Origin of the sequence: Thioalkalivibrio sp. ALE11 (genome assembly GCF_000381205.1) — a bacterium.
GTDB lineage: Bacteria > Pseudomonadota > Gammaproteobacteria > Ectothiorhodospirales > Ectothiorhodospiraceae > Thioalkalivibrio.
Genome location: NZ_KB906164.1, coordinates 146815 through 163707, shown reverse-complemented (window position 1 = coordinate 163707; position 16893 = coordinate 146815). Strand labels below are relative to the sequence as shown.

The following is a 16893-nucleotide window of genomic DNA, read 5'->3' as shown; positions in this document are numbered from 1 at the left end:
TCCGATGCTGGCCGCGCTCCGGCGTTACGTGATCGCGGGGCTGCTGGTCTGGCTGCCACTGGTGGTGACCGGTTACATCATCAAGCTGCTGGTGGACCTGCTGGACTACAGCCTGTTGATCCTGCCGGAGGAATGGCGCCCGGAGGCCTGGCTGGGCTTCGACCTTCCGGGTGCCGGGGTGGTGATCGCGGTGGCGATCGTGCTGCTGACCGGCATGATCGTGGCCAATATCCTCGGCCGGCGGCTGGTTCAGCTGGGCGAGGCGGTGGTGCGCCGGATCCCGCTGGTCAGTACCATCTACGGGGCGGTGAAACAGGTCACCGAGACGGTGTTCTCGGACGGCGGGGACTCCTTCCGCAAGGTGGTGCTGGTCGAATATCCGCGCAGCGGCGCCTGGTCGGTGGCCTTCCTCACCGGTACCGGCACCCGCGAGACCCGTGAACGCACCGGCGAGGACATGCTGACGGTGTTCGTGCCCACCGCGCCCAATCCCACCTCCGGGTTCGTGCTGCTGGTCCCGCGCGAAGACGTGATCGAGCTGGAGATGTCGGTGGAGGACGGGCTCAAGTTCGTGATGTCGCTGGGGGTGGTCACGCCCGCCGCAGACAGCCCCGGCAACGCGCCGCTTCCGGTTGCGCGGGACGGGGGCAGGCCGTAACATTTCCGGCCCTTTGACGGGCGTGACGCGCCCGTTTTCCCCGATCAACCCGCGCGGCCGCCATCACCGGCATGCCGCGCCCGGCAGCTGGAACGGCGCAATGCGAACGCATCTCTGTGGGCAGGTCACCGAACGCGACCTCGATTCCGAAGTGACCCTGTGTGGCTGGGTCAACCGCCGCCGCGACCATGGCGGCGTGATCTTCGTCGATCTGCGTGATCACGCGGGACTGGTGCAGGTGGTGTTCGATCCCGACCGGGCCGAGGTCTTTGCGCGCGCCGAGCAGCTGCGCAGTGAATACGTGATCCGCATGACCGGACGCGTGCGCCGGCGCCCGGAAGGCACCGAAAACCCCGAGCTGACCACCGGCGCGGTGGAGATCCTCGGGCTGGAGCTGGAGGTGCTGAACGCGGCGAAGACGCCGCCGTTCCCGCTGGACGACGAGGACGTGGGCGAGGATACCCGCCTGCGCTATCGCCACATGGATCTGCGCCGGCCGGTGATGCAGGAGCGCCTGCGCCTGCGCGGGCAGGTCACCGCGGCGATGCGCCGGTTCCTCGAGGAGCGCGAGTTTCTCGACATCGAGACCCCGATGCTGACCCGCGCGACCCCCGAGGGCGCGCGCGACTATCTGGTGCCGTCGCGCACCCACGCGGGCAGCTTCTTCGCCCTGCCGCAGTCGCCGCAGCTGTTCAAGCAGCTGCTGATGATGTCCGGCATGGACCGCTACTACCAGATCACCCGCTGCTTCCGCGACGAGGACCTGCGTGCCGACCGCCAGCCGGAGTTCACCCAGCTGGACATGGAGATGGCGTTCGTCGACGAGGCCGACGTGATGGGCGTGACCGAGGAGCTGATGCGCCATCTGTTCCGCGAGGTCATGGGCATCGAGCTGGACGATCCGTTCCCGCGCATGAGTCATGCCGAGGCGATGACCCGCTTCGGCTCCGACAAGCCGGACCTGCGCATCCCGCTGGAGTTCACCGAGCTGACCGAGGTGATGCAGGCGGTGGAATTCAAGGTCTTCAACGCGCCGGCGAACGACCCCGAAGGGCGGGTGGCCGCCCTGCGCGTGCCGGGCGGCGCGGAGCTGACCCGCAAGGAGATCGACGGTTACACCGAGTTCGTCGGGCGCTACGGGGCGAAGGGTCTTGCGTACATCAAGGTCAACGACCCCGCCAATCCTGCGAACGGGCTGCAGTCGCCGATCCTCAAGTTCCTGCCCGAGGACGTGATCCGCGAGATCCTCGCGCGCACCGACGCGGCCGCCGGCGACCTGATCTTCTTCGGCGCGGACCGCGCCGACGTGGTGAACGAGGCGCTGGGTGCGCTGCGCGTGCAGGTCGGCCATGATCGCGGCCTGGTCGAGCCCGGCTGGCGCCCGCTGTGGGTGGTGGATTTCCCGATGTTCGAGTGGGACCCGGACGACAAGCGCCTGTACGCCCTGCATCACCCGTTCACCGCCCCGGCCACCGACAGCCCCGACGCCCTGCGCGAGAACCCGCGCGAGGCCATGTCGCGGGCCTACGACATGGTGCTCAACGGCACCGAGGTCGGCGGCGGGTCCATCCGTATCCACAACCCGGAGATGCAGCAGGCCGCGTTCGAGGCGCTGGGCATCGGCGAGGAAGAGGCACGCGAGAAGTTCGGCTTCCTGCTGGATGCGCTGAACTTCGGCGCCCCGCCGCATGGCGGCCTGGCCTTCGGTCTGGATCGCCTGGTGATGCTGATGAGCGGCGCCCACTCCATCCGCGACGTGATGGCGTTCCCCAAGACCCAGACCGCGGCCTGTCTGCTGACCGACGCCCCGGCGCCGGTGGGCGAGAAGCCGCTACGCGAGCTGGGCATCCGCCTGCGGGCCGGGGTTGCCGGCGACGGCGCGCAATAGAGCCGGGGCAGCGCGGCGATGACGGCCATGCGGACCACGGTGGTGACCCTGCATGGCTGGCACATGACCGGGGCGGAGATGGTGCTGCTGCGGCGGCGTCTGCATGCGGCGGGTTACCGGGTGCGGGCGTTTCGCTATCCGTCGCGCAGGGCCAGCCCCGAGGAAGTCGCGCGCGCCCTGGCGGCCTGGCTGGAGACCCTGCCGGACGACATGGTGCACCTGGTCGGCCACAGTCTTGGCGGGGTGATCCTGCGGCATCTGTTCGCGGTGGCGCCGGTGCAACGGCCGGGGCGCGTGGTGATGCTGGGCTCCCCGCTCGCCGGCAGTCGGGTGGCCGCGCGCCTGGCCGCCAACCGGGCCGGGCGCTGGTGGCTGGGGCGCGCGCTGGATCGCGGTCTGCTGGGCGGCAGCCCGGTGCTGCGCGGGCGCCAGGTGGGGATGATCGCCGGGACCCGCGGGCGTTTTCCGGGACCGCTGCTGACCGAGCTGCCCGAACCGCATGATGGCCTGGTCGCGGTGGAGGAGACCCGGGGCCCGGAAGTGTCCCGGCATCTCCAGGCACCGGTCACCCACATGGGCCTGATCTTCAGCGATCCGGTCGCGCGGGCCGTCGCGCATTTCCTGGAGCACGGGGAATTCGACCTCTGAACCCCGTTACACTGAGCAGCGTTTCCCTGAGCACAGGCAACGAGGAGGCGGAACACCATGGCCGGTCACAGCAAGTGGGCGAACATCAAGCACCGCAAGAGCGCGCAGGACGCCAAGCGCGGCAAGCTGTTCACCAAGCTGATCCGCGAGATCACCGTGGCCGCGCGTCACGGGGGGCCGGACCCGGAGACCAATCCGCGTCTGCGTCTGGCGTTCGACAATGCCCTGAAGAACAACATGACCCGCGACACCATCGAGCGCGCGGCAAAGCGGGGCGCCGGGGAGACCGAGGGCGAGGCCTACGAGGAGCTGCGCTACGAGGGCTACGGCCCGGGCGGTGCGGCGATCATGGTCGACTGCATGACCGACAACCGCAATCGGACGGTGTCGGAGGTGCGCCACGCCTTCAACAAGATGGGCGGCAATCTCGGCACCGACGGTTCGGTGGCCTATCTGTTCGAGAAGAAGGGCGTGATCAGCTTTGCTCCGGGTCTGGACGAGGAGACGGTGATGGAGCCGGCGCTGGAGGGCGGTGCCGAGGACGTGCTGGTGGACGATGACGGTTCCATCGAGGTCATCACCGACCCGGATGCCTATCAGGACGTGCGTCAGGCCCTGCTGGATCACGGTCTGGAGCCGGAAAATTCAGAGGTCACCATGCGTCCGGAGACCCTTTCCCCGCTGGACGAGGAAACCGCCGAGACGGTGCTGAAGCTCCTGAACATGCTGGACGATCTGGACGATGTGCAGAACGTCTACACCAACGCCAACTTCCCCGAAGGGGTGGGCGGCGATGGTTGAGCTCCGGATTCGGGGGCGGGGCTGAAGCGGTGCGCATCCTCGGCATTGATCCCGGTTCGCGCCTGACCGGTTTCGCCGTGATCGAAACCGGGTCGCGGCAGTCGCGCTCGCTGGGGCACGGCGTGGTGCGCCCGCGGGCGAAGGCGTTCCCCGAGCGCCTCGGCGAGATCTTTGCGGGGATCGAGGAGGTGATCGCCGAGCTGGCCCCCGAGGTGCTCGCGATCGAGAGCGTATTCGTCGCACGCAATGCGCAGTCCGCGATCAAGCTCGGGCAGGCGCGCGGGGCGGCCATCTGCGCCGCCACCCGGGCGGGGCTGCCCGTTCACGAATACACCCCGCGCGCGATCAAGCTGGCCGTGGTCGGGGTCGGCGGTGCCGGCAAGGAGCAGGTCCAGCACATGACGCAGCAGATCCTTTCTCTCGGCGAACCGGCGTCCAGCGATGCCGCCGATGCCCTGGCCGTGGCGCTGTGCCATGCGCATACCGATGCCAGCCAGGCGCGGCTGCAGCCGGCCGCCGCCATCGGCGGGGGGCGCCCGTGATCGCGCGCCTGGAGGGAACCCTGATCAGCCGCGAGCCCGGCGGCGTGCTGCTGGACGTCGGCGGCGTCGGCTACGAGGTGGACGTGCCGGTGTCCACGCTGGCCCTGTTGCCCGACCCGGGCGAGACCGTGGTGCTGGCCACCCATCTGGTGGTGCGCGAGGACGCGCATCAGCTGTACGGCTTTCATCATCGCCGCGACCGTGACCTGTTCCGGCGCCTGATCCGGGTCAACGGCATCGGGGCGCGTCTGGCGCTGGCGATGCTGTCGACCTACGCCGGCGACGAGCTCGCCGGACTGATCCGGTCCGGCGACACCGCCGGTCTGGCAAAGGTGCCCGGGATCGGCAAGCGTACCGCCGAACGCGTGGCCCTGGAGCTGGGCGAGCGTCTGGGCGAACTCGGCTTTGGCGGCGCGGCGCCGGAGAAGGGGGGCGATGCGGCGCCGGCCCCGGCCGGCCCGTCGATGGAGGACGAGGCCCTGGCGGCGCTGGAGGCCCTGGGCTATGCGCGTGCCAGTGCCGAGAAGATGGTGGCCGCGGTGCGCGAACAGGCGGATTCGGTGGAGACCCTGGTGCGCCTCGCCCTGCGTGCGACCGTGCGTTCCTGAGGCTGCAGGCCGGGCCGGCGTGATCCGGCCCGGATTCCGCGAAAACCACAGTCCCGGGCCCCTGTAAATGGTTCCCGGCAGGATGCATACTGCAGCGCATGGAATCCCGCCTGGTTGACATGCAGCATCAGTCCGAGGACGCCGGCGCCGAGGTGAGTCTGCGGCCGAAACGGCTGACGGACTACAGCGGCCAGCCGCAGGTCGTGGAACAGCTGGGTCTGTTCATCGATGCCGCCCGTGGCCGGGGCGAGGCCCTCGATCACACCCTGGTGGCCGGGCCGCCGGGACTGGGCAAGACCACCCTGGCGCATATCGTCGCCCATGAGCTGGGTGTGGGCCTGCGCCAGACCTCCGGGCCGGTGCTGGAACGCGCCGGGGATCTGGCCGCGATCCTCACCGCGCTGGAACCGCGCGATGTGCTGTTCGTCGACGAGATCCACCGCCTGCCCACGGTCGTGGAAGAGGTGCTGTACCCCGCGCTGGAGGACTCGCAGCTGGACATCGTGATCGGCGAAGGGCCGGCCGCGCGCTCCATCAAGGTTGATCTGCCGCCATTCACCCTGGTCGGGGCCACCACCCGCGCGGGGCTGCTGTCGGCGCCGCTGCGCGACCGTTTCGGCATCGTGCAACGCCTCAATCATTATTCCGTCACCGACCTGGCGCATATTGTCGAGCGGGCCGCCGGGCTGCTGGGCGTGGGCATCGATGCCGCCGGGGCCGAGGCCATCGCGCGGCGCGGGCGTGGCACCCCGCGGCTGGCCAATCGCCTGCTGCGGCGGGTGCGCGACTACGCCGAGGTGCGCGCCAGCGGGGTGATCACCGCCGAGGTCGCGGAGCACGGTCTGGATCTGCTGGCGATCGACGCCGGTGGCCTGGACGCCCAGGACCGGCGACTGCTGGAGGTGCTGGTGGACAAGTTCGATGGCGGGCCGGTGGGCGTGGAGAGCCTGGCCACCGCGCTCAACGAGGATCGCGGCACCCTCGAGGACGTGGTCGAGCCGTTCCTGATCCAGCAGGGCTACCTGCAGCGCACCCCGCGCGGCCGCCAGGCGACCCGGCGCACGCTGGCGATGTTCGACCTGCCCGGCGGGGACGGGGACCTGCTGGCCGGCGGAGGGCGTGCATGACCGCAGCCACGGATTTTCACTGGCCGGTGCGCGTCTATTACGAGGATACCGATGCCGGGGGCGTGGTCTATCACGCCAATTATCTGAAATTCATGGAACGTGCGCGCACCGAGTGGCTGCGGGAACTCGGCTTCGAACAGGACCGTCTGAGGGCCGACTGCGGCGTGGTGTTCGCGGTTCGCCGCGCCAGTCTGGACATGCGCCGGCCGGCGCGTTTCAACGAGGCACTGGAAGTGACCTGCGAACCGCGTCGCCTGCGCCGCGCCAGTGTCGAGTTCGACCAGGTCGTGCGCCGCGACGGCGAGCCGCTGGTTACCGGCGAGATCATGATTGCCTGCGTCGATTCCGAGCGGGCCGTGCCGGCCGCCGTGCCGGAATCCGTTTACCGCGCGATGCACGCGGCGATCGCAACCGATACCGAAGCAACAGGCTGAGGGAGAAGATCCGTGGAAGTCGATTTTTCGATGTACCAGCTCATCATGGACGCCAGTCTGGTGGTCCAGCTGGTGATGATCATCCTCGTGCTGGCCTCGGTGTTTTCGTGGCTGGCCATCATCGTGAAGGCGCGCACGCTGCGCGGCGTGGACCGTGCGGCCGACGATTTCGAGGAACGTTTCTGGTCGGGCGCGGATCTGTCCCATCTCTACGAGGGATTGCGGCGCAAGACCGTACTGAACCCGATGGAGCACGTGTTCTCCTCCGGGTTCAAGGAGTTCCTGCGTGCGCGCCAGCACGGAATGCCGCCCGCCGAGCCGGCCCAGGGCGCGATGCGGGTGGCGATCTCGCGCGAGCTGGACGGCATGGAACGCTATCTGCAGTTCCTGGCCACGGTCGGGTCGACCAGCCCGTACATCGGCCTGTTCGGCACCGTCTGGGGCATCATGCACGCGTTTCTCGGGCTCTCCGGGGTGCAGCAGGCGACCCTGGCGATGGTTGCTCCGGGCATTGCCGAGGCCCTGATCGCTACCGCGCTGGGGCTGTTCGCGGCGATCCCGGCGGTGATTGCCTATAACCGCTTCTCCGGGGACGTGGATCGTATTGCCGGGCGGCTGGAGAACTTCAGCGAGGAGTTCGCGGGCCTGCTCAACCGCCAGTCCCATCCGCGCGCAAGCGAGGCGTCGGTCGCCACGACCGGCGAATAAACCATGGCGAAGACCTCGCTCCGCAGTCAGCGTCGCAGCCGGCGGCCGATGTCGCAGATCAACGTCGTGCCGTTCATCGACGTGATGCTGGTGCTGCTGATCATCTTCATGATCACCGCGCCCATGCTGCAGCAGGGGGTGGAAGTGGAGCTGCCCGAGGCTCAGGCCGAGGCGCTGGATGACGGGACCGAGGCGGCCGAACCGCTGGTCGTCACGGTGGACGCCGCGGGCGCGCTGAGCCTCAACCAGGGGCCGCGGGTGAATGAACCGCTGGCGCCCGAGGAGATGACCGAGATCGTTATCCAGTTCCTCGAGGACCACCCGGGCACGCAGACCTACGTGCGCGGCGACCGCAATGTGGACTACGGACGGGTGATCGACGCGATGATCGCGCTGCAGCGGGCAGGGGGCGGCCGCGTGGGCCTGATCACCGAACCGCCGCGCGACGACTGAACCGGCCGCCGTGTTCGAACTGCTGCGACAACATCCGTTTGCCCTGCTGCTGGTGCTGGCGCTGCATGGCGTGCTGTTCGCGGCGCTGTTGCTGAACGTCAACCTTGCGCCGGACAGCCGTTCCGGGGAGCCCCTGGAGATCACGACCGGCGACGAGGTGGAAGTGGTTCAGGCCGAGGCGGTGGACGCCGAGACCTTCGACCGCATCCAGCATGAACGCGAAGTCGCGGAGCAGGAGGCGATCGCCGAGGCCCTGCGCGAGGAAGAGGAACGCCGCCGCGCCGAGGAACAGCAGCGGCTGGAAGAACAACGCCGGCGCGAGGCCGAGGAGCAGGCCCGGCGCGAGGCACTGGAAGAGGCGGAGCGGGCACGCCGGCAGGCACAGGAAGAAGCCGAACGTCTGGAGCGTGAGCGCGAGGCCGCCGAACAGGCCCGGCGCGAGGCAGAAGCGGAACGCGAGCGCGCGGAACAGGAACGGCGCGAACGCGAGGAGGCCGAACGTCAGGCCCGCGAGGAACAGGAGCGCCGCGAGCAGGAGGAGGCCGAACGCAGGGCACGCGAGGAAGCCGAGCGGCGCGCCGAAGCCGAGCGGGAACTCGAGGAGCAGCGCCGGCGCGAACGCATGGAAGAGGAGATGCAGCGCATGGCCGAGGCCGCGGAACGGCGCGAGGCGGCGCAGGCGGCCGCTGAACGCCGCGAGGCGATCGAGGAGTGGCAGGCACAGGCCAGCGCGGTGGTCCAGCGCCGCTGGCGTGAACCCGCGGACGTCAGCGCGTCGGACCGGGCGACGGTGCACGTGCGGGTCAACGAGACCGGGCGTATCATCAGTTTCGAGGTGGAGCGCTGCGCCGGGGGGCCGGCCTTCTGCGCGTCCGTGGAGGAGGCGATCGAGCGCCTGCGTGCCCTGCCGGAGCCGCCGGATGCCGACGCCGCGGCGCGCGGAGTCCGGATCCAGTTCGAACCGCAGTGACGGTGAGGTTTCAATGGCATTGCAGGCACCAATGATGAAAAAGATGTTGCGGCCCCTGACAGGCCTGCTCGGGATTGCCCTGATGCTGGGGGCCTCCCAGGCGCACGCGGTGCTCGAGGTCACGGTGACCGAGGGCGTGTCGGGGGCGATCCCGGTAGCCGTGGCGCCGTTCGAGTGGCGCGGCGAAGGTGAGCCGGAGACCCGCATGAGCGGGATCCTCGGGGACAATCTGCACCGCAGCGGGTTGTTCGAGGTACTGCGCGAAGACCTGCCTACGGGGGCCACCGGGCCTGCGGACTTCATTCCGGAGCCCTGGGGTGCGGCCGGGGCCGAGTACGTGGTGGTCGGCAGCAAGCGCCCGGACGGCGACCGTGTGGTGGTGGATTTCCATGTGTTCGACGTGCTTGCCGAGGAACGCCTCGGCGGCTGGCGCATCCCGGTGCCGGCCGACATGCTGCGGCGCGGCGGGCACCGGGTGTCGGATCTCGTGTTCGAGGCCATCACCGGTGATCCGGGGGCGTTCAGTGCGCGCATCGCCTTCGTCCAGGTGCAGCGCGACGGCGACGGCCGCGAGTTCCGGCTGCAGGTCGCCGACTCCGACGGCGCGAACCCGCGCACCCTGTACCGCTCGTCGGATCCGGTGATGTCGCCGGCCTGGTCGCCGGATGGCAACGAACTGGTGTATGTGTCGTTCGAAAACCGCCAGTCCGAGGTCTTCCGCCACGACGTGCGCAGCGGCGAGCGGGTGAGCCTGGCCCGGTTCCGGGGTATCAACAGTGCGCCGGCGTGGTCGCCGGACGGACGCTACCTGGCGCTGAGCCTGTCGCGCGACGGCAGTCCCAATATCTATCGGCTGGATCTGCAGAGCGGGGACCTGGAACAGCTGACGCGTTCCTCCGCGATCGAGACCGAGCCGGCGTGGTCGCCGGACGGCGGGACCATTTATTTCACTTCCGACCGTGCCGGGGCGCCGCAGATCTACCGCATGGACGCCGACGGCGGGGATGTCCGGCGCCTGACCTTCGAGAGCGGATATGCGGCGGGTGTCACGGTGTCCCCGGACGGTGATTCGGTAGTGTATGTGGAGGGCGGCGATGGCGGCTTCCGTCTGGCCCGCCTGGATCTCGGCGACCGTCGTGTCACGCGACTGACCGATTCCGGTAACGCCGAATCCCCAAGCTTTGCTCCCAACGGCAGCATGATTCTGTACGCCATCAGCGAAGGCACTCGTGGCGTCCTGGGTTCGGTGAGCCGGGATGGCCGGGTACACCAGCGGCTGGAGGGCCGGGATGGCGAGGTGCGTGAACCGGCCTGGTCGCCACTCGGCGAATGAGGGTCTGCGCGGATTCTTTGATGATTGACAACACCCTGAGGAAACAAACGATGAACCACCTGATTCGCTGGGGCGTTCTCGCCCTTGTCGTGGGCTCGCTGGCGGCCTGCGCCCAGCCGGTGCGTGATGCCGAGGATCCGGCCGAGCGTGAGGCACGTGAGGCGGCACAAGCCGAGGCCGAGGCCGAGCGTGAGGCCCGCGAGCGGCGCGAGCGCGAGGCACGGGGGCTGGGCGAGGACCGGCGGCTGGACGCCGCGGCACTGGATGATCCGGACAGCCTCCTGGCCGAGCGCCTGGTGTATTTCGATTTCGACCGTGACGAAGTGAAGCCCGAATACGAAGAGATGCTGGAGGCGCATGCCGAATATCTCGCGGCCAACCCCGGTGCCCGGCTGCGTCTGGAAGGACATACGGATGAACGGGGTACCCGTGAGTACAACCTGGGGCTGGGCGAGCGCCGTGCGCAGTCCGTGCGTCGGGTGCTGAACCTCAACGGGGCCGCGGACGAGCAGATCGAGGTCGTCAGCTACGGCGAGGAGATGCCGGTGGCCTTCGAACAGACCGAAGAGGCCTGGGCGCAGAACCGGCGCGTGGAACTGGTATACGACCGTCGGCAGTGATGATGGTGATGGCTACGCGTCCCATGCAGACGATCCGGCGGCGGGCCGGGCAGCGTTCCCCGCAGGGTGCCCTGCGGGGCGCTCTGCTGGCCGGGATGCTGCCGGCCCTGCTGCTGGCCGGGCCCCCGGCGCTGGGGCAGGAAGACGGCATCGTGGCGACACAGTCGCAGGTGCGCGAGCTGGACCGCCGGCTGGATCGCATCGAGCGCAGGCTGGATTCCAGTGCGCTGGCGGACATGCTGCGCGGCGTCGAGGAAATCCAGCGGGATCTGCGCAATCTGCGCGGAGAAGTGGATACCCTGAATCACCGCCTTGATCGCCTGGAAGAGCGCCAGCGCGACCAGTTTGCTCATCTGGACGAGCGGCTGGCGACGCTGGAGGCCGGCGGTGTCGCCCGCGAAGGCGAGGCGCCGCAAGAGGAAGTGGTGGATTTCGATCTGCCGGACGCAGGCGAGCAGGAGGCCTACCAGGAGGCCTTCTCGGTCCTGATGGACGGGGATTATGCCGGGGCGATCCGGCAGCTGGAGGCGTTCATCGAGCGGTTCCCGGACGGAGATTTTGCCGCCAACGCCTGGTACTGGCTGGCCGAAGCCAAATACGCCAGTGGCGATTTCGAGGCCGCGCTGGAAGATTTCGAGCGGTTACGTGAGCAGTTCCCGGAGAGTGACAAGCAGGGCGATGCGCTGCTGAAGATCGGTTACTCGCATTACGAGCTCGAGGATTTCGAGGCCGCGCGCGAGGCGCTGGAACAGGTGCGCGAGGAATACGGCGGCACCACGCTGGATCGCCTTGCGCGCGAACGCCTGCAGCGGATGGACGGCTCGTGAGCGTGGAAGCACCGCTGCGCCGCACCACGGCACCGGCTTCTGCGTCCGGGGGCGCACCCCGGCTGCGCCTGAGCGAGATGTTCGTTTCGCTGCAGGGCGAGGCGGCGCAGGTGGGCTGGCCCACGGTGTTCGTGCGCCTGACCGGCTGCCCGCTGCGCTGTCGCTGGTGCGACACCGAATACGCCTTCGAGGGCGGCGAGACCACCGACGTCGACACGGTGCTGCAGCGGGTGGCGGGCGAGGGGGTGCGCCACGTGTGCGTCACCGGGGGCGAGCCGCTGGCCCAGCCGGGCAGCCGTGCCCTGATCACGGGCCTGTGTGATGCCGGCCTGGCGGTCACCATCGAGACCTCCGGTGCCATGGACGTGAGCGACGTGGATCCGCGCGCCGGACTGGTCATGGACTGGAAGGCACCCGCGTCCTGCGAGTCCGGGCGTAACCGGACGGAAAACCTCGCGTATCTGGGGGAGGGCGACCAGCTGAAGTTCGTGCTCGCCAACCGGGCGGATTTCGAATGGGCCCTTGAAGCCCTCCCCGGGATGGGACTGGATCCGGCGGTGGAAGTCCTGTTTTCCCCGGTGCATGGCGAGCTGGAGCCGCGGCTGCTGGCCGACTGGATCGTCGCCGAACGCCTGCCGGTACGTTTTCAGGTGCAGCTGCACAAGTGGCTGTGGGGCGACGAGCCGGGGCGTTGATGGCCACGGGGGTGAATGAACGCGCCGTGGTCCTGCTGTCGGGCGGACTGGACTCGGCCACCTGCCTGGCGCTGGCGCAGGAGCAGGGGCTGGAATGCCACGCCCTGTCGGTGGACTACGGGCAGCGCCACGCCACCGAGCTGCAGGCGGCGCGGCGTGTGGCCGCGGCCGCCGGGGTGGCCGACCATCGCGTGGTGCATGTCGACCTGACTGCCATTGGTGGCTCCGCGCTGACCGACTCGGCCATCGAGGTGCCCGAGGCCGGCGGTGAGGGTATCCCGGTGACCTACGTGCCGGCGCGCAACACCGTGTTTCTGTCGCTGGCACTGGGGTTTGCCGAGACCCTGGGCGCCCACCGTCTGGTGGTGGGCGCCAACGCGGTCGACTACTCCGGCTATCCCGACTGCCGCCCCGCGTTCATCGAGGCCTTTCAGTCGCTGGCGCGCGTCGCGACGGCCACCGGTGTGGAGGGCGCGCCATGGTCGGTGGAGGCCCCGCTGATGCATCTGAGCAAGGCGCAGATCATCCGCGAAGGGGCGCGTCTGGGGGTGGACTATTCGCTGACGGTGTCGTGTTACCGGGCCGATGCGGACGGGCGGGCCTGTGGCACCTGTGATTCCTGTCGCCTGCGCGCCGACGGTTTCGCGGCGGCCGGGATCCCCGATCCCACCCGTTATGCCGGATGAGCCCCGGCCCCGGGCCCGGAAGGTTCGCCGGGGGAAGCACGGAATGAAACCTCTCTCGATCTCGTCTGGTGGTCGATGTATGCTGCGCGGCCCTGAACGGCGAAACCGGATCCCCTGCTCCGGTCGGTCGTGCAGCCCGAGTGACAACTGATCAAGAGGGTTTGACGCATGGAATTCTCCAGCTTTTCCGCAGCCGCCACGGCGGTGCTGGTCGGGACGTTCATCCTCGCCTTCATCATGGGGGCGGTCGCCAACAAGACCAACTTCTGCACCATGGGGGCGGTGTCCGACTGGGTGAACATGGGTGACACCGGGCGCATGCGCTCCTGGCTGCTGGCCATCGCCGTGGCCATGCTGGGCGTGAGCACCCTGGAATTCTTTGGCGTGCTGAGCGCCGAGGGTTCGTTTCCTCCTTACCGCATGGATAACCTGAACTGGCTCGGGCACGTGCTGGGCGGTTTCCTGTTCGGGATCGGCATGACCTACGGCTCGGGCTGCGGTAACAAGACCCTGGTGCGCGTGGGCGGCGGCAATATCAAGTCGGTGATGGTGATGGTCCTGATCGGCATCGTCGCCTACTTCCTGCTGAGCACGCAGTCGGTATTCGGCACCGGCGAGACCCTCAACCAGCTGCTGTTCGGCTGGATGGACGCCACCGCGATCACGCTGTCCGGCGGCCAGGATCTCGGCTCGATCGTCGCGGGCGATGCCGACGGCACCGCGCGTCTGGTGCTGGGCCTGGTCATCGGCGTGCTGCTGCTGGCGCTGATCTTCAAGGCGGCGGACTTCCGCAAGAGCTTCGACAACATCCTGGGCGGGCTGGTGATCGGCCTGGTGGTGATCGGTGCCTGGTGGCTGACCAGCAACGTGCAGGTGGCCGACGAGATGGGCGACACCTACACCCCGACGGCCTATCTGGCCGACTGGGACTTCCTGGGCGAGCCCGGTGAAGAGCGCCCGGCCGACCAGCTGCGTTTCTGGAACAACCAGTCCTTCACCTTCATCGCCCCGATGGGCCAGAGCGCGGCCTACGTGAAGGAAGGCTTCGACAGCCGCTTCCTGTATTTCGGCGTGATGGCGCTGGCGGGCGTGATCCTGGGCTCGTTCTTCTGGTCGTTGGTGTCGCGCAGCTTCCGCATTGAGTGGTTCTCGTCGCTGCGCGATTTCTGGAACCACTTCGCCGGGGGCATCCTGATGGGCGTGGGCGGCATCCTCGCGATGGGCTGTACCGTGGGGCAGGCCATCACCGGGGTCTCCACGCTGGCGATCGGCGGGTTCCTGACCTTTATCTTCATCGTGTTCGGCGCGGCCCTGACCATGAAGATCCAGTACTACAAGATGGTCTATGAAGACGAAGCCAGCTTCGGCAAGGCGCTGATCACCTCGCTGGTGGACATGAAGCTCCTGCCGTCGAAGATGCGCAGCCTCGAGGCGATCTGATCGCCGGCGGGGCGGGAACCTTCCTGCCCGGGCGGGCCGCGATCGCGGCCCGCCTTGCGTTTTGGCGACGGGGCCGTACACTACGCCCCCGTTGCAGATCACACGGGTCGTTAGCTCAGTTGGTAGAGCAGTGGACTTTTAATCCATTGGTCGTAGGTTCGAATCCTACACGACCCACCATCTCCCCGGTCCCGGACCGGCACAAGGCCCGTTCAGCGGGCCTTTTGTGTTTCCGGCATGCATACACGCTACAATGTCGGGTTACGAAACCAACGGCGAAAGTGGCGGAACTGGTAGACGCGCTGGGTTTAGGTCCCAGTGGGGTAACACCCGTGAGAGTTCGAGTCTCTCCTTTCGCACCAGGAACCCCGTCCGGCCGCGAGACGACGGCCCCGCGCCCGGACACGACGATTTCCGAACCATTTGACGAGGCCCTCCATGCAAGTTTCCGTTGAAGCCACTGGCAACCTGGACCGCAAGATGACCGTCCAGGTCCCCTCCGAACGCGTCGACACCGAGGTCGACAACCGCCTGAAGAACCTCGCCAAGCGGGTCCGGCTCGACGGCTTCCGCCCGGGCAAGGTGCCGCTCAAGGTGGTGCGTCAGCGCTACGGGGCCGGGGTATACCAGGAGGTCCTCAGCGAAGTCCTGCAGGAGAGTTACCGCGAGGCGGTGCAGCAGGAGGGGCTGGAACCGGCCGGCAGCCCGAGCATCGAGCCGAAATCGGTGGAAAACGGTCAGCCGATCGAGTTCGAGGCGTCCTTTCAGGTCTTCCCGGAGATCGAGGTCGCCGACCTGTCCGGGGTCGAGATCGAACGCCCGGTGGCCGAAATCGGTGACGAGGACATCGATCGCGTGATCGATACCCTGCGCGAACAGCACAAGGAATGGCAGGCGGTCGAGCGTGCAGCGGCCTCGGGCGACCGCATCACCCTGGACTTCGTCGGCAAGCTCGACGGCGAGGCCTTCGAGGGCGGACAGGCCGAGGACTTTCAGGTGGAGATCGGCAGCGGGCGGCTGCTGGCGGAATTCGAGAACCAGCTCGAAGGCGTGAAAACGGGCGAGGAAAAGACCATCGAGGTCACCTTCCCCGAGGATTACCCGGCGGAGGTCCTCAAGGGCCGGACCGCGACCTTCGATATCACGGTCAAGGCAGTGGAAGAGGCCCGGCTGCCCGCGGTCGACGCGGCCTTCGCGGAGAAATTCGGCATCGAGGACGGCTCGGTGGAGAAACTTCGCGAGGATGTGCGGTCCAACATGGAGCGGGAGCTGAATCAGGCGCTGAAGAGCAAGATCAAGCAGCAGGTCATGGATGCGCTGGTGGAACGCCACGACTTCGACCTGCCGGATGCCCTGGTGAAGTCCGAAATCAACCGCCTGCGCGAAGACGCCGAGAAGCGGTTCGGCGGGGCGGAGCAGACGCAGCCGCTGCCGGACAGTCTGTTCGAGGAAGAGGCGAAACGGCGGGTGCGGCTGGGCCTGGTGCTGCGGCATCTGATCGACGACAAGGGTTTCGAGGTGGATCGCGAGCGGGTCGAGCAGGAGCTCGACAACATGGCCGCGACCTACGAAGACCCCGAAGAGGTCAAGCAGTACTACCGCACGCAGCCCCAGGCCATGCAGAACCTGGAGTCCATCGTCCTGGAAGACCAGGTGGTGGACTGGGTGGTGGAACAGGGCAACGTCACCGACAAGCCCACCACCTTCCAGGACGTAATGAATCCGAACAAGGAGTCGAGCGAATGACGCACGACATGGGCGATCAGGGCGCGCAGCATACCCAGGGCCTGAACCTGGTGCCGATGGTGGTCGAGCAGACCGCCCGCGGCGAACGCGCCTATGACATCTACTCCCGGCTGCTGAAGGACCGGGTGATCTTCTGCGTGGGGCCGGTCGAGGACTACATGGCCAACGTGATCGTCGCGCAGATGCTGTTCCTGGAATCCGAGAATCCGGACAAGGAAATCAGCCTGTACATCAATTCGCCGGGTGGCGCGGTCACCGCCGGCATGGCGATCTACGACACCATGCAGTTCATCAAGCCGCAGGTGTCCACGCTTTGCGTGGGCCAGGCGGCGAGCATGGGGGCGGTGCTGCTGGCCGGCGGTGCCGAGGGCAAGCGCTACGCCCTGCCGCATTCGCGCGTGATGATCCACCAGCCCCTGGGCGGCTTCCAGGGTCAGGCGACGGACATCGACATCCATGCCCGCGAGATCCTCAAGATCAAGGAAGAACTCAACCGCGTGCTGGCGAAGCACACCGGTCAGACGGTGGAACAGATCGAGCAGGACACCGACCGTGACCGGTTCATGACGGCCTCCGAGGCGCAGGAATACGGCCTGGTCGACAACGTGCTGGCCGACCGCGCGGAAGCCGGCGAGAAATCCGGATCCTGATGCCTAGACCGCATGAACACTTGGCTCGTTTGCACCGGCCGGTGAAACGGGGCATGTTC

The 16893-nt window shown here is 68.0% G+C and carries 19 protein-coding genes and 2 tRNA genes; all 21 read left to right on the top strand.

Going from position 1 to position 16893, the window contains the following annotated elements:
- The first annotated feature begins 4 nt into the window (after positions 1–4).
- The 21 genes from F620_RS0100820 to clpP all read left to right on the top strand — a co-directional run bounded on the left by F620_RS0100820 (position 5) and on the right by clpP (position 16834).
- Positions 5–658 carry a DUF502 domain-containing protein gene (locus F620_RS0100820; RefSeq protein ID WP_019021241.1) on the top strand — a complete coding sequence of 218 codons (654 nt, stop codon included), beginning with the start codon at positions 5–7 and terminating at the stop codon, positions 656–658.
- A 100-nt stretch (positions 659–758) separates the two neighbouring features.
- Positions 759–2546 carry an aspartate--tRNA ligase gene (aspS, locus tag F620_RS0100815; RefSeq protein WP_019569121.1) on the top strand — a complete coding sequence of 596 codons (1788 nt, stop codon included), beginning with the start codon at positions 759–761 and terminating at the stop codon, positions 2544–2546.
- Positions 2547–2564: 18 nt separating this feature from the next.
- Positions 2565–3194 (top strand): triacylglycerol lipase, encoded by a 630-nt coding sequence (locus F620_RS0100810; protein WP_018870023.1) that lies wholly within the window; start codon positions 2565–2567, stop codon positions 3192–3194.
- Between the two features lie 57 nt (positions 3195–3251).
- Positions 3252–3995 (top strand): YebC/PmpR family DNA-binding transcriptional regulator, encoded by a 744-nt coding sequence (locus F620_RS0100805; protein ID WP_019569119.1) that lies wholly within the window; start codon positions 3252–3254, stop codon positions 3993–3995.
- Positions 3996–4024: 29 nt separating this feature from the next.
- Positions 4025–4537 carry a crossover junction endodeoxyribonuclease RuvC gene (ruvC, locus tag F620_RS0100800; protein WP_019021239.1) on the top strand — a complete coding sequence of 171 codons (513 nt, stop codon included), beginning with the start codon at positions 4025–4027 and terminating at the stop codon, positions 4535–4537.
- Positions 4534–5145, top strand: a complete 612-nt coding sequence (gene ruvA, locus F620_RS0100795; protein ID WP_019569118.1) for a Holliday junction branch migration protein RuvA — start codon at positions 4534–4536, stop codon at positions 5143–5145. The genes ruvC and ruvA overlap by 4 nt, the downstream gene beginning before the upstream one ends.
- Positions 5146–5243: 98 nt before the next feature.
- Positions 5244–6272 carry a Holliday junction branch migration DNA helicase RuvB gene (gene ruvB / locus F620_RS0100790; protein WP_018870019.1) on the top strand — a complete coding sequence of 343 codons (1029 nt, stop codon included), beginning with the start codon at positions 5244–5246 and terminating at the stop codon, positions 6270–6272.
- Positions 6269–6706, top strand: a complete 438-nt coding sequence (ybgC, locus tag F620_RS0100785; RefSeq protein ID WP_019569117.1) for a tol-pal system-associated acyl-CoA thioesterase — start codon at positions 6269–6271, stop codon at positions 6704–6706. The genes ruvB and ybgC overlap by 4 nt, the downstream gene beginning before the upstream one ends.
- Positions 6707–6736: 30 nt before the next feature.
- The gene (tolQ, locus tag F620_RS0100780; RefSeq protein WP_026279503.1) at positions 6737–7414 is read left to right on the top strand and encodes a protein TolQ; all 678 of its coding nucleotides are present in this window, start codon (positions 6737–6739) and stop codon (positions 7412–7414) included.
- Between the two features lie 3 nt (positions 7415–7417).
- Positions 7418–7867: a protein TolR gene (gene tolR, locus F620_RS0100775; protein WP_019569116.1), complete on the top strand. Its 450-nt coding sequence runs from the start codon at positions 7418–7420 to the stop codon at positions 7865–7867.
- A gap of 10 nt (positions 7868–7877) precedes the next feature.
- On the top strand, positions 7878–8837 hold the full coding sequence (tolA, locus tag F620_RS0100770) for a cell envelope integrity protein TolA (RefSeq protein ID WP_019569115.1): 960 nt from the start codon (positions 7878–7880) through the stop codon (positions 8835–8837).
- 43 nt (positions 8838–8880) lie between these two features.
- Positions 8881–10170 carry a Tol-Pal system beta propeller repeat protein TolB gene (tolB, locus tag F620_RS0100765; RefSeq protein ID WP_026331268.1) on the top strand — a complete coding sequence of 430 codons (1290 nt, stop codon included), beginning with the start codon at positions 8881–8883 and terminating at the stop codon, positions 10168–10170.
- A gap of 50 nt (positions 10171–10220) precedes the next feature.
- The gene (pal, locus tag F620_RS0100760) at positions 10221–10790 is read left to right on the top strand and encodes a peptidoglycan-associated lipoprotein Pal (RefSeq protein WP_019569113.1); all 570 of its coding nucleotides are present in this window, start codon (positions 10221–10223) and stop codon (positions 10788–10790) included.
- A complete protein-coding gene (ybgF, locus tag F620_RS0100755; protein ID WP_019569112.1) occupies positions 10790–11617 on the top strand; it encodes a tol-pal system protein YbgF in 828 nt (275 codons plus the stop codon). The genes pal and ybgF overlap by 1 nt, the downstream gene beginning before the upstream one ends.
- A complete protein-coding gene (gene queE, locus F620_RS0100750) occupies positions 11614–12312 on the top strand; it encodes a 7-carboxy-7-deazaguanine synthase QueE (protein ID WP_019569111.1) in 699 nt (232 codons plus the stop codon). Before ybgF ends, queE begins: the two co-directional genes overlap by 4 nt.
- Positions 12312–12998: a 7-cyano-7-deazaguanine synthase QueC gene (gene queC, locus F620_RS0100745; RefSeq protein WP_019569110.1), complete on the top strand. Its 687-nt coding sequence runs from the start codon at positions 12312–12314 to the stop codon at positions 12996–12998. Before queE ends, queC begins: the two co-directional genes overlap by 1 nt.
- Before the next feature lie 168 nt (positions 12999–13166).
- The gene (locus F620_RS0100740; RefSeq protein WP_019021230.1) at positions 13167–14438 is read left to right on the top strand and encodes a YeeE/YedE family protein; all 1272 of its coding nucleotides are present in this window, start codon (positions 13167–13169) and stop codon (positions 14436–14438) included.
- 104 nt (positions 14439–14542) lie between these two features.
- Positions 14543–14618 (top strand) — tRNA-Lys (locus tag F620_RS0100735).
- 95 nt (positions 14619–14713) lie between these two features.
- Positions 14714–14800, top strand: a tRNA-Leu gene (locus tag F620_RS0100730).
- Between the two features lie 76 nt (positions 14801–14876).
- Complete coding sequence (gene tig, locus F620_RS0100725; RefSeq protein WP_019021229.1) at positions 14877–16184, top strand: trigger factor; 1308 nt, start codon at positions 14877–14879, stop codon at positions 16182–16184.
- On the top strand, positions 16181–16834 hold the full coding sequence (gene clpP, locus F620_RS0100720; protein WP_018870007.1) for an ATP-dependent Clp endopeptidase proteolytic subunit ClpP: 654 nt from the start codon (positions 16181–16183) through the stop codon (positions 16832–16834). Before tig ends, clpP begins: the two co-directional genes overlap by 4 nt.
- The last annotated feature ends 59 nt before the right edge of the window (positions 16835–16893 follow it).